Here is an 11,752-nt window from a genome sequence, read left to right on the forward strand (position 1 = left end):
GCTGAGTCCCATGACGCACAACGTTTCTCGCTTCGACGACAGGGTCGCATTGATCACCGGCGGCACGAGTGGCATGGGCCTGGCGACCGCGCGGCTGCTGCTGGCCGAGGGTGCGCGGGTGGTCATCACCGGCAGGGACCGGACGAGGCTGGACGCCGCCGTTGCCGAACTGGGTGGCGGCGACCGGATCCTCGCCGTTCCCAACGACGTGGCGAGGCTCGCCGACCTCGACACGCTGATGGCCACGATCCGGGACCGGCACGGGCGGCTGGACGTGGTATTCGCCAACGCGGGTGTCGCCACCTTCCTGCCGAACGGGGAGATCACCGAGGCCGAGTTCGACCGCGTGCTGGACATCAACGTCAAGGGCGTGTTCTTCACCGTCCAGAAGGCGCTGCCGCTGCTGTCCGAGCGGGCGGCGATCGTGCTCAACGCGTCCTGGACCGTCCACCGCGGACTGCCCGGCGCCTCGCTCTACGCGGCGACCAAGGCCGCGGTGCACAACCTGGCACACACCCTCGCCGCCGAGCTCGGACACCGGGGGATCCGGGTCAACTCGGTCAGCCCCGGCTACATCGGAACCCCGATGTTCCACGAGAACATCCCCGCCGAGGCGCATGCCGGGGTCGCCGCCGCGGTGGCGTCGGGCCGGATCGGCACCGCCGAGGAGGTGGCGGACGCCGTCGCTTTCCTCGCTTCGGCGGACGCGTCCTATGTCAACGGCCAGGACCTGATCATCGACGGCGGCCTGGTCGCCGCGGGGACTCAGTAGCCGACCGCGATGCGCCGCGTTCCTCCCGGGTTCTCCAGCTCGTCCAGCAGTGCCACGGCGAGATCCTCGGCGGAAATCCGGGAGGAGCCGTCCGCGGCGGTGACCAGCGTGGTCTCGCCGCGCCGGTACCTCCCGGTGCGCCGACCGGGTTCGAGCACGGCGGGCGGGCTGAGGTACACCCAGTCGGCGGGGTGGGCCCGGCAGGCATCCAACTGGTCCACACTGGCGGCCGCGATGGCCCGCCATGCCGGGAGCACGTACTCGGGGTCGTCCAGGACGAGCCTGCCAGGATCCCGTGGAGAGCGCAGCGGGCCTGCCCCGCCGACGACCAGCACGCGGGTTCCGGCTGCCGCGGCCACGTCGAGCAGTGCCGTGGTGGTGGGGCGGACGGTGTGCTCACTGCCGGGGCCCGGCCGGGTGGCGACCACGATGGCCTCGGTTCCAGCGAGCAGGCCGGTCATCCGCTCGCGGTCGCTCGCATCGCCCCGGCCGACCGTGACGCCAGGGGGCAGGTCGTCCGGTTGCTCACCGCGGAAGACGGCGGTGACCTGGTGTCCCCGGCGCGCGGCCTCGCGGGTGACCCGGGAGCCAACCATACCGGTGGCTCCGACGACGGCGATCCTCATCGGCTTGTCCTTTCAGTGCGAGGGCGGGTGGAGAACTGCCCGGCGACGATCCCGGCGAGCGCCAGCGCGAATCCCAGGAGCTGGCCGGGGCCGAAGGTGTCGCCAAGCAGGACGGCACTGAGCAGCGCGGCCACGATCGGGGAGAGCGGGCCGAGCAGGGCGACCGAGGTGACGGGCAGCAGGGCGATGCCGCGGAACCACAGCAGGTAGGCGAGCAGGCCGCCGACCAGGCCGAGCCAGAGGTAGCCAAGGGCGGCGGGCGCGTCGATGGCCGGTGGAGCGCCCTCGAACAGGAAGGTGACCGGCAACAGGAACAGGCCGCCAGCGGTGAGTTGCCATGCGGCGAAGGCGGCTGGGCTCGCCCCGGGCGGGCGCCCCCAGTGTTTGGTCAGGGTCACGCCGAGCGCCATCGCGGCCGCGCCGCCGAGGCCGGCAAGGACTCCTGCCAGGTCGAAGCCCGCACTGGGGCCGAGTACCACGAGCCCGACGCCCACCACCCCGAGCATGCCCCAGCCGAACCGCCACGCGGAGGGCTTCTCGCGCAGGATCGGCACCGCCAGCGCGGCGACGACGAGCGGCGTTGCCGCGCCGAGGGTGGCGGCAACGCCGCCGGGCAGCCGCTCGGCCGCCACGAACAGCAGCGGGAAGAACAGGCCGATGTTCAGCACGCCGAGCACGGCCGCCTTCGCCCACCACCTTCCCCTTGGCAGCGTCCTGCTGACCGCCAGGGCGATCAGGCCGGCGGGCAGGGCGCGCAGCAGCCCGGCGAACAACGGATGCCCCTGCGGCAGCAGTTCGGTGGTGACCACGTAGGTGGTGCCCCACACCGCGGGTGCGAACGCCGTGGCCATGGTGTTGGCCAGTGTCCCGGGCGCACGCCCGAGGCCGGCCGATGCGGAGATCGTCGATGTTGTCACGAATTCAGTCTCGGCCGAGCCGATCAATGAGTCCAATGCATGTTTATCAAGTGACCAATCGTGATTCAAGATGGATCAATGGAGCTTCAACAGCTGCGCTACGTGCTGGCCATTGCCGAGACGGGCAGCTTCACCCGGGCCGCCGAGCGCTGCCTCGTGGTCCAGTCGGCGCTCAGCCACCAGGTCGCGCGCCTGGAACGGGAGCTGGGCGCGAAGCTGTTCGACCGCACCAGTCGCCGGGTTCGGCTGACCCCCGCGGGCGAGTCCTTCCTCCCGTCCGCCCGGCAGTGCCTGGACGCCGCCGAGCGCGCGGCAGCCGAGGTGGCAGCGGCCGTCGGCGAGGTACGGGGCAGGCTCACCCTCGGCGTGATCCCCACGGTCGCCGCGGTGGACATCCCGGTTGTGCTGCAGGACTTCCACCGGCGCTACCCCCGGGTACGGATCGGCCTGCGGGCGGCAGGCAGCAAGGAGCTAGTCGAGCTGGTCACCGGGGGCGAGGTCGACCTCGCCTTCCTCGGGCTGCCCGCCACCGCGCATCCCCGTGGGGTCCACTACCGCGAACTGGCGAGGGACCGGCTCGTCGCCGTGCTCGCCCCGGAGCATCCCCTCACCGGGGAGCCGGACGTCAGCCTGGCCCGGCTGGCGACCGAGGTGTTCGTCGACTTTCCGGCCGGGACGGCCGGGCGCGCCCAGTCCGATGAGGCCTTCGCCGCGGCTGGCATCGACCGGGAGGTTGCCCTCGAGGTCACCGCCGCGGACCTGATGGCGGCCCTGGTCCGGCAGGGCCTCGGGGTGGCGCTACTCCCCTCCACCTACACCCCCCGGCTCCGCGGGGTGGTCACCGTGCCGGTCACCGATGCTCCCGGCCGGGTCGAGTACCTGGCATGGAGCCGATCCGGCCTGACCCCGGCTGCGGACGCCTTCTGCTCCTTGCTGGACATCCCGGACGCCGAGGCGCCACCGGTCCGGTGAGCCGTCCGCCGGGTGAGCGCCGGGCGCGCCGGTCAGATGCCGCAGTTGGGTGCGTCCCAGTACCGGCTGGAGCGGTAGTCGGCGTGGATGTGGTCGTTGTGCCCTGGGAAGCCGGGACCGAGGATCCCGCGGAAGCCGTGGTACCGGGCGCGTTTGGCCAAAGTGCACAGTGAGTGCGGGCCGGCACCGAGGTCAGCGGCGTCGCCGTAGAGGTGCCTGCTGTTCGGGGCGCCGCCGACCCGGTTGTTGCACGCGACGCTGCGGAACCCGCTGGTCACCCGGATCGGCTGGTCGCCGAGGGCGTGCCGCATGGCCTGCAGTTTCCACATCGAGACCAGCGCGTTCGACTTGGCCCGCGCGGCGGAGACCCGGCCGCCCGCCCAGCTCGAGTTGCAGTTGTTCAGCTCGGCATAGGAGAAGTTCACCGGGGTGCAGTCGTTGTCCTGCAACGCGTAGATCTTGCCGAAGGTCTCCGGGCCGGCGATCCCGTCGACGCCGAGGCCGTAGGCACGCTGGAACCGGGTGACCGCGGCCTTGGTCGCCGGGCCGTACGCCCCGTCGATGGCGATGGCTTTGCCGTAGCCCGGGTAGCCGGACACCCGGATCTGTAGCTGCCGTACGTCGCTTCCGGAAGCACCCTCCGACAGGGTGCGCCCCCAGGTGTAGCAACCGTCCGCCTGGGCCGGCGTGGCGACCAGGGTGCCACCCACGACCGAGGTCCCGAGGCCGACCAGCAGCGCGACGAGCAGCCTGGTGATACGTCCGTGCATGACGATCTCCCTTGCCGGAACGAGTGACACCGGCAGGTTCCAGTACCACCGGTACCGAGTCAATGGAATGCCCGTTCCGTCCCCGACCGGACGCGTCCGCCAACCTTTTCCTGAACAAAGCCAAACCCGGAATGCGAGCCGCACGCCGTCCGTCCACGATCACCTGCGCGGCAGTGCCCGCTTGACCCTGACACCGTGTCAGACTCTAGAACCGGAGGCGTCATGTTCAGTATCGGAGATTTCGCCAGGCACGGCCGGGTATCGGTACGGATGTTGCGGCATTACGACCGGCTCGGGCTGCTACGCCCGGCCCAGGTTGACCCGTCCACCGGCTACCGGTCCTACGACGCTACCCAACTGTCCCGGCTCAACCGGATCGTGGCGCTGAAGGAACTGGGCTTCACGCTGGAGCAGGTCCAGTCCATCATCGACGACGCGGTGAGCGCGGAGCAGCTGCGCGGGATGCTACGGCTACGCCAGGCCGAGCTGGCCGACCGGATCGCCGCGGACCTGGCGCGGCTGAGCCAGGTCGAGGCGAGACTCCTGCTCATCGAGAGTGAGGGCGCCATGTCCACAGCCGACATACAGATCAAGCGCATTCCCGGGGTCCGGGTGGCCGAGCTGACCGGGACCGCGACCAGCTTCGAGCCCGAGTCGATCGGGCCGGTGATCCAGCCGCTCTACCCGGAGCTGCTGGCAGCGGTGGAACGTGCCGGGCTCGCCCCGGCCGGGCCGACGATCGCCTACTACGAGGACGCCGCGGACGGCGGTGTCCTGGTGCATGCCGCGGTCCCGGTGAACGCCGAGCCGAGCGCCGAGCACGACTTCACGATCGTGGACCTGCCACCCATCGAGCAGGCGGCCACCATCGTGCACCAGGGCTCGATGGACGCCGTGATACCGACCGTGCAGGCGCTGGCCCGCTGGATCGAGGCAGGCGGCTACCGTTCGACCGGCTACAACCGGGAGTACTACCCGCACTACGGCGACGGCGACCCCGCGACCTGGGTGACGGAACTGCAGGAGCCGGTCGTGCCCGTGCGGGAGCACGCGGGGACCTGACGACCGTTCCGTTCAAGAAACCGGGCCGAGTTCCGGCCATCATGGCTGCCATGGACGACATCGACCTGATCAGCCGGTTTCTGGCCACACACGCCCGGCTGCTGGACCGCCGCCGGTTCGAGCTGTGCACCGGCGGCGGCTCCGCTCCCGTACTGGCCGCACTGGCCGCGTACCGCAACGCCGGCGGCGGCTACGGCAGCGGGCTCGAACCGGACCTGCGGTCGGCGAGCAGTCAGCCGGTGACCGCGCTGCACGCCTTCGAGGTGTTCGAGGAGATCGGTCCGGACACCGCGCCGGAGGCTGCGCTGCTGTGCGACTGGCTCGGCTCGATCACCCTGCCGGACGGCGGGCTGCCGTTCGGGCTGCCGATCGCCGACCCCGCCGGCTGCGCGCCGTTCTTCGTGCACACCGATCCGAACGCTTCTTCCCTGCATATGACCAGCATGCTGGCCGGAATCGCGCACCGGGTCGGCAGGCACGACCAGGCGGTGCGCGAGCACGAGTGGCTGGCCACCGCGACCGGGTACTCGCTACGCCGGATCAGGGAGCTGGACGGCCGCTGGCACGCGCTGGAGTTCCGGTTCGCCCTGCAGTTCCTGGACGCCGTGCACGAGGTGGTGCCCGAGGCGGACGGCGAACTGTGCAGGCTCGGCGGGTTCATCCCGGTCTCCGGTTCGATGGCGGTCGAGGGCGGAGTCGAGAACGAGGCCATGCACCCACTCGACTTCACCCCGGAGCCGGGCAGGCCGCTGCGCCGGTTCTTCCCGGACGACCTGGTCGAGGCCGAGCTGGACCGGCTCGCCGCCGAGCAGCACGGGGACGGTGGCTGGGATGTCGACTGGGGTGCGTTCTCCGCGGCGAGCGCGCTGGAGTGGCGCGGCTGGGCCACCGTGCGGGCGGTGCGGATTCTGCGGGCGAACGGAAGGGAACCGGGCTCGGCCCGCCGGTAGCCTGCCAACTCGGGTACGGGAACGGCAAACTCGGGTACGTGGGGAGCAAACTCGGGTACGTGGAGGGCAAACACACGTACGTGGGGAGCAAGCACGGCTGACGTACCCGCGGGCTGCGGGAGTACGTCGAAACGCGTACGCGGTTCGAGCGCCCAAGCCGACGACCGGGCCGCGGTCCGGACCGTAGCTTCCCTGGTGTCCTGATCTCCCGTTCCGATCGGAGCACCGATGCACAAAGAACGGATCCGGTTCGCGGTCTCGGCCGCGTACGTCTGGATAGCGATGGTCGCCTTCGAGTTCGAGACCGGCCACTGGGTGCGCCTCACGATGAGCGCGGTCACCGCCACGCTGGCGTTCGCCGCGTTCCTGCGCTTCCACACCGAGCGCGCGCTGGAGGTGCACCGGTGACCACGAAGGGCAGGATGCGAGAGCGGCTGGGGATCTCCCCGCTGCTTGCCGGTGGGCTGGCCGCCCTCGGGGTACCGCGGGTGGTCGCACACGACCTGAGCCTGGTCGGCCCGGTGGTGAACGCCGTGCTGGTGTTCCTGCCGATCGCCGCCTGGGCGGCCGTCGTACTGTGGCAACGCGTGCCGAACCCGCTACGCACGCTGCTCACCGTCGGCCTGGTGTACGGCGTGCTGCTCGCGGTGACCCACCAGCTGCTGTGGACAGCGGCCTTCGGGGACGCGCCACCGAGCCTCGGCGGTAACCTCGCGGGGGTGCTGGCACCGGCTGCCGAGGGCGTGCTGCTGCGGGTTTTCGCGTTCGGCAGCAGCCTGGTCACCGGGCTCGCGGTGGGCGCGGCAACCGGCGCGGTCTGCTGGGTGCTCGCCAGGCTGATCCCCGGTTTCCGTCCACAGTAGTGGAACCGACGTGAGGAGTGTCCTGATCGGACTGTCCACGAGCAACGAGCCGCAAGGCGCGCGCCGCGGGCTCGCCTTCGACATCGGGCTCGGCATGCTGGTGCTGGTCGTGGTCGGCACCGCGATCACCGCGAACCTCGAGGTGGAGGGGAGCTCCCCGAGCCCGGCAGCCTACGCCTTCGGCGCGTTGCTCGGCTCCCTGATGCTGCTGCGCCGCCGCTGGCCGGTCGGCACCCTGCTGGTCACCGCGGCCGCGTTGATCGTCTACTACATGCTGGACTACCCACCGGTAGGGCTGGCCGTGCCGGTGGCGGCCGCGCTGTACTCGGCGGCCGAACAGGGCAGGTTGTACTGGGCGATCGGCACGGCCGGGGCACTGCTGCTGATCTCCACCGCGGTGCGGATCAGCGAAGGTGACGATCTCGCGTACCTGCTCGGCTTCGAGTTCGCCGGTTCGGCGGGCCTGATGGCGACCGTCATCGCCCTCGGCGACGGGGTACGGTCCCGCCGCAACTGGCGTGCCGAGCTGGGCAAGCAGGCACGCGCGGCGGAGCTGGAACGCGAGCGGGAGGCGGCACGGAAGGTGGAGCAGGAACGCCTGCGGATCGCGCGGGACCTGCACGACCTGCTGGCGCACACGGTTTCGATCATCTCGCTGCATACCGACGTCGCCAGGGAGGCGTTGCGGGACGATCCGGACACCGCGCAACGCTCGCTGGTCTCGGCCCGCACGGCCTGCAGCGATGTGGTGCGGGAGCTGCGGGCGACCCTGGGTGCGCTGCGCGGCACCGATGGTGCACATGTGCCGGCCCCCGGCCTGGACCGGCTGGCCGAGTTGGTCGACACCGCCACCGCTGCGGGGCTCCGGGTGCGGGTGCGCACCACCGGCAGCCCGGCTCCGCTACCGGCCATTTCGGACGCCACCGCCTACCGGGTGGTCCAGGAGGCACTGAGCAACGTGCTGCGCCACGCCGATGCCCGTACCGTGCACATCGAACTGGACTACCGTGAGGATGCCGTGGTGCTACGGATCGAAGACGACGGCCGGGGATCCGGCCAGCAGCCGGACTCGGCGGGCTGGGGCATCGTCGGGATGCGCGAGCGGCTCGCGCTGCTCGGCGGGGAGCTGCGCGCCCGGCCGCGGCCGGGCGGTGGTTTCCTGGTCCAGGCACGGATACCGGAGCAGGCATGATCCGCGTGGTGCTCGTCGATGACCAGCACCTGGTCCGGGAAGGGTTGCGCGCGCTGCTGGAACGCGCCGAGGACATCACGGTGACCGGGGACGCGGACAGCGGGGACGCCGGGGTCGAGTTGGTCGCCAGGAAACGACCCGACGTCGTGCTGATGGACATCCGCATGCCCGGGGGCGACGGCCTGGCGGCGACCCGGCGGATCGTGGCGGACCCGGAGCTGCGCGAGGTACAGGTGGTGGTGCTCACCACCTTCGACACCGACGAGCACATCCTGGACGCGGTGCGGGCCGGGGCAGCGGGTTTCCTGCTCAAGGACACCAGCCCGGAGGAGATGCGGGAGGCGGTGCGGATCGTGGCCCGCGGGGACGCGCTGCTCTCGCCCGCCGTCACCCGGCGGGTCATGCGGGCCGCCGCGGCGGGCGCCAGGGCTCCGGACGCCGCCCGGCTCGACCCGCTGACCGAACGGGAGCGGCAGGTGCTGGCCAGGGTCGGGGCAGGCGAGTCGAACGGGGAGATCGCCGCCGCGCTGGTCATCAGCCCGGCCACCGCCCGCACGCACGTCGGCAGGCTGCTCACCAAGCTCGGCGCCCGCGACCGCGCCCAGCTGGTCGGCATCGCCTACGAGACCGGACTGATCACCCCCGGCGAGGGGTGAGCCGGCCCAGGGTGGCCGGGCGGCAAGGCTTCCCGAACGCGCCGTTCAGCTATCCCCGGGCGAACTGGCAACCGCCGCAGCAGCCGCAACCGGGGCCGGTGCAGTTGCTACAGCCACATCCACAGCCACCCATCCTGATCACCTTCCTCGAACACGCGGCACCCCCGCCACCTGGCGACGGTAGGCCCCGCGTGCGCGGCGGGACACCGCTCGACGAGTGATATATGCCCGCTTCGCTATGTGACCGGCGTGGCCGGTGGCTACTCGCCGATCACCGGCGGAGCGGTGCGCTGGTCGGTACCGAACACCGAGTCCGGGTCGCCCTCGACCAGGTAGGAAGGCCGCTGGTGCTCCTGGTCCTCGCTGCCCTGGCCACCCCTGCCGCCGCCCATGGCACCACCCATCGGGCCACCGCGGCCGCCGGCCGCACCGGCCGCCGCCGCACCACCGGGCACGGCACCGCCGACCCCGCCTGGTTTGGCCATCCCGGACTGCGCCCCGGCTCCCGGGGTCGCCCCGCCGGAGGCCGCCCCGCCACCGGGCCCGAAGCCACCGCCGCGGCCGATCTTGCTGTTGTACTCGCCGCCGCCGGGGCCGAACCCGCCGGCGCCACCCATGCCACCCATCGGCACGGGACCCATACCACCGAAACCACCCGAGGTACCGCGCGAAGGGATGTTCGAGCTGGTGACGGGCGTCGACCGGTAGGAGGGCGTGGTGGAGTTGTTGCCGGGGTTGGCCACGCCGGTGTTGCGGCCGGGCGCCAGCGGTGGCATGACACCGCCACCCGGCGGGTAGGAACCCCCACCGCCACCGCCACCGCCACCGCCGCCACCGGCACCCGGGCCGTTGATGTTCGGAATGGACCCACCGCCACCGCCCCCGGGTGGGATGGAGCCGCCGTAGCCGGAGGCATCGGTGCCGCCACCCGGCTGCGGTGGGATCCGCTGCTGGTCGTTGATCGCGCCCGGCTGCGGGCGGGTGATCCCGCCTTCGGCACCACCGCTGCCGAACGTCGGCGGCTCGGCGAACACCGGCTGCTTGGACGCGGCCTGGTACAGGTCCCCGTCGTAGGAGTTCATCACCTGCGCGGCCTGGGCGTGCGCCTCCTGGCTCTGCCGGTACCTGTCCATGCTTTCCTGCACGCCGGTGACCATGCCGAAGGGGCTGCCCGCCCACTTCTTCATCTCCTGGTCCCAGCTGAACGGGACCTCTTCCGGCATGGAGTTCTTCGCCGTCACCGCGGCGTTGCTCTGCTGGTAGAGGGTTTCCGAGGCGACCCGCGCGTTCTCCGAGTTCCCGTCCGACCAGGTGGAGAGGCCCTTGATGAAGCCACGGGCCTCGTCGGCGGCTTCGCCCTCCCACTCCGACTCCGACTTCGTCATCGCCTCGCGCAGGTCCCGGGCCGAATCGGAGAAGAACGTGGACAGCTCGTGGTACTCGGTGGAGATCTCGTCGACCTGGTCCGCGTCCAGGTCGGTGGACACGTAGCGGAACAGCTCGGCGTGCGGGACACCCTCGTAGCGGGCGTCGGTCGGGGACAGCCCCTGCACGTACTCCGTGTCCGGGCCCGCCTCCCGCACCACCTGCTCGCTCTGCTCCATGCTGCGGTCCCGCCCGCGCGAGCCGGCCGCCAGCTGCGCGAAGATCCCGCCGAAGATCCCGCCCTGGCCGTTCGCCTGGGCCTGCTCCGCGGCGACGTAGAGCTCCTCCCGCTGCTGCGGCGAGAGGCCGTCCACGAAGTCCTGCTGGCCCTGCTCGGTCGGGTGCGAGACGAGCGCGTCGTAGAGGCCGGTCTGCGCGCCGGCCTGCACGGAAGGTTGCGTGGTCATGATGGTCCCTACCCCTCCGGTTCCGGAAGCTTCGGTTCGACGATCGCGGTGACCTGGTCGGTGATCTCGCAGGCCCGCTCGGCCCCGCCGCGCGCCTCGGTGATGCCGGTGACCGACACGTCCACCCTGGACGAGGGGCTCAGCTCGAGCGCGTACATGCAGTTCCCCCCGGCGGGGTGCGGCACCTTCAGGATCTTCCGGTCCCCACCACTCACCTTGCCGGGGATCTTCCCCGCGCCGGTGGCGTTGACAGCGGCCAGCCCGTGCTCGGCGTACACATCGATGCCGATCCCCATCAGGTCGTCGGCGCCCTTCGGCTTGAACCAGACGCAGCCGGGTATCCCGCCGAGATCGTTCGGCTCCCCCGCCTCGAACTCGCCGATCGAGGCGAGCTCGGCCGGGCTGAGCAGCTCGCACGGGTCGAGCGAGGCGGCCGCGCCGCCGTTCGGGGTACCGGTCTCACCGGGCGCGGAGGTGCTGCCGGGGGGCGGCTGCCCGGCGCCGTCGCCGGAGGGTACGGCGCTACCTTCCTCCGTGCCACCCGAGCAGCCTGCCAGCACCAGCGCCGCCGCCAGCAACGGCGGCGCGGTGTACTTGAGTACGGTGCGCATCGTACTCAGGACGCTCCCTTGCCCATGGCGTCCACCTGGGCGTCCTCGGTCTCGCGGTAGCGCTTGGATGCCTGCTCCAGCGCTTCCCGCACCTTTTCGAGGACCCCCCGGTACTGCTTCAGCGCCTCGGCGGCGCCTCGCTCACCGGCGCCGCTCTGCTGGTCGTGCTGGGCCACCTGCTGCCCGTACTGATGCCCACCCAGCTTCGGCAGCTGAGTCAGCTTCTGGCTGTTCCAGATCCGGTCGTTGAGTCTCGACATGACCTCGTCGATCGCCTCGGTCAGCGGCGCGACGCCGCGCTCGGAGATCCGGAAGCGCCCCGCCTTGGCCGCCGTGAGCATCTTGTCCGCTTGCCTGGTAGCCGCCTCGACGTTCGCCGCGTTGAAGGAACGGGCCATGGTCGCGTCCGCGACCGCACCGACGCCCATCCCGACGCCCACCGCAGCGGACTGACCCGGATCCGCCTCGAATACCGCCATCGCTTCGCCCCACTCCTCGCGCTGGTTGCCTCGGCCGTACAGCCTACTAG

Annotated in this window: 14 protein-coding genes; 8 read left to right on the top strand and 6 right to left on the bottom strand. The window is 71.5% G+C overall.

Annotated elements, in window-relative coordinates:
- Positions 1-10 precede the first annotated feature (10 nt).
- Positions 11-772 carry a glucose 1-dehydrogenase gene (locus FB471_RS16115; protein ID WP_141999232.1) on the top strand — a complete coding sequence of 254 codons (762 nt, stop codon included), beginning with the start codon at positions 11-13 and terminating at the stop codon, positions 770-772.
- Here the strand turns inward: FB471_RS16115 and FB471_RS16120 are convergent.
- Complete coding sequence (locus tag FB471_RS16120) at positions 766-1,398, bottom strand: NAD(P)-dependent oxidoreductase (RefSeq protein ID WP_141999233.1); 633 nt, start codon at positions 1,396-1,398, stop codon at positions 766-768. The genes FB471_RS16115 and FB471_RS16120 overlap by 7 nt on opposite strands.
- On the bottom strand, positions 1,395-2,249 hold the full coding sequence (locus FB471_RS16125) for an EamA family transporter (RefSeq protein WP_142002024.1): 855 nt from the start codon (positions 2,247-2,249) through the stop codon (positions 1,395-1,397). The genes FB471_RS16120 and FB471_RS16125 overlap by 4 nt, the downstream gene beginning before the upstream one ends.
- A 144-nt stretch (positions 2,250-2,393) precedes the next feature.
- Here FB471_RS16125 and FB471_RS16130 point away from each other — a divergent pair, with 144 nt between their 5' ends.
- On the top strand, positions 2,394-3,287 hold the full coding sequence (locus tag FB471_RS16130; protein ID WP_141999235.1) for a LysR family transcriptional regulator: 894 nt from the start codon (positions 2,394-2,396) through the stop codon (positions 3,285-3,287).
- Between the two features lie 32 nt (positions 3,288-3,319).
- Here FB471_RS16130 and FB471_RS16135 read toward each other — a convergent pair whose 3' ends face one another.
- Positions 3,320-4,057, bottom strand: a complete 738-nt coding sequence (locus FB471_RS16135; protein ID WP_141999237.1) for a D-Ala-D-Ala carboxypeptidase family metallohydrolase — start codon at positions 4,055-4,057, stop codon at positions 3,320-3,322.
- 222 nt (positions 4,058-4,279) lie between these two features.
- Here FB471_RS16135 and FB471_RS16140 point away from each other — a divergent pair, with 222 nt between their 5' ends.
- The 6 genes from FB471_RS16140 to FB471_RS16165 all read left to right on the top strand — a co-directional run bounded on the left by FB471_RS16140 (position 4,280) and on the right by FB471_RS16165 (position 8,780).
- A complete protein-coding gene (locus FB471_RS16140) occupies positions 4,280-5,119 on the top strand; it encodes a MerR family transcriptional regulator (RefSeq protein ID WP_141999239.1) in 840 nt (279 codons plus the stop codon).
- 50 nt (positions 5,120-5,169) lie between these two features.
- Positions 5,170-6,069, top strand: a complete 900-nt coding sequence (locus tag FB471_RS16145) for a hypothetical protein (protein ID WP_141999241.1) — start codon at positions 5,170-5,172, stop codon at positions 6,067-6,069.
- Between the two features lie 228 nt (positions 6,070-6,297).
- On the top strand, positions 6,298-6,477 hold the full coding sequence (locus tag FB471_RS16150; RefSeq protein WP_211358049.1) for a hypothetical protein: 180 nt from the start codon (positions 6,298-6,300) through the stop codon (positions 6,475-6,477).
- Positions 6,474-6,932, top strand: coding sequence for a hypothetical protein (locus FB471_RS16155; RefSeq protein ID WP_246076433.1), 459 nt, complete (start codon positions 6,474-6,476; stop codon positions 6,930-6,932). Before FB471_RS16150 ends, FB471_RS16155 begins: the two co-directional genes overlap by 4 nt.
- Before the next feature lie 10 nt (positions 6,933-6,942).
- Complete coding sequence (locus FB471_RS16160) at positions 6,943-8,124, top strand: sensor histidine kinase (RefSeq protein WP_141999243.1); 1,182 nt, start codon at positions 6,943-6,945, stop codon at positions 8,122-8,124.
- Positions 8,121-8,780 (top strand): response regulator transcription factor, encoded by a 660-nt coding sequence (locus FB471_RS16165; protein WP_141999245.1) that lies wholly within the window; start codon positions 8,121-8,123, stop codon positions 8,778-8,780. Before FB471_RS16160 ends, FB471_RS16165 begins: the two co-directional genes overlap by 4 nt.
- A gap of 260 nt (positions 8,781-9,040) precedes the next feature.
- Here FB471_RS16165 and FB471_RS35120 read toward each other — a convergent pair whose 3' ends face one another.
- From FB471_RS35120 to FB471_RS16185, 3 genes are read right to left on the bottom strand one after another with little or no spacing between them, the layout of a single operon-like run.
- Positions 9,041-10,612, bottom strand: coding sequence for a hypothetical protein (locus FB471_RS35120; protein WP_141999249.1), 1,572 nt, complete (start codon positions 10,610-10,612; stop codon positions 9,041-9,043).
- An 8-nt stretch (positions 10,613-10,620) separates the two neighbouring features.
- Entirely contained in the window at positions 10,621-11,223 is a 603-nt protein-coding gene (locus FB471_RS16180) for a DUF3558 family protein (RefSeq protein WP_141999251.1), read from the bottom strand.
- A gap of 5 nt (positions 11,224-11,228) precedes the next feature.
- Positions 11,229-11,702, bottom strand: coding sequence for a hypothetical protein (locus FB471_RS16185; RefSeq protein ID WP_141999253.1), 474 nt, complete (start codon positions 11,700-11,702; stop codon positions 11,229-11,231).
- Between the last annotated feature and the right edge of the window lie 50 nt (positions 11,703-11,752).

It is taken from the genome of Amycolatopsis cihanbeyliensis (assembly GCF_006715045.1).
Classification (GTDB): Bacteria; Actinomycetota; Actinomycetes; order Mycobacteriales; family Pseudonocardiaceae; genus Amycolatopsis; species Amycolatopsis cihanbeyliensis.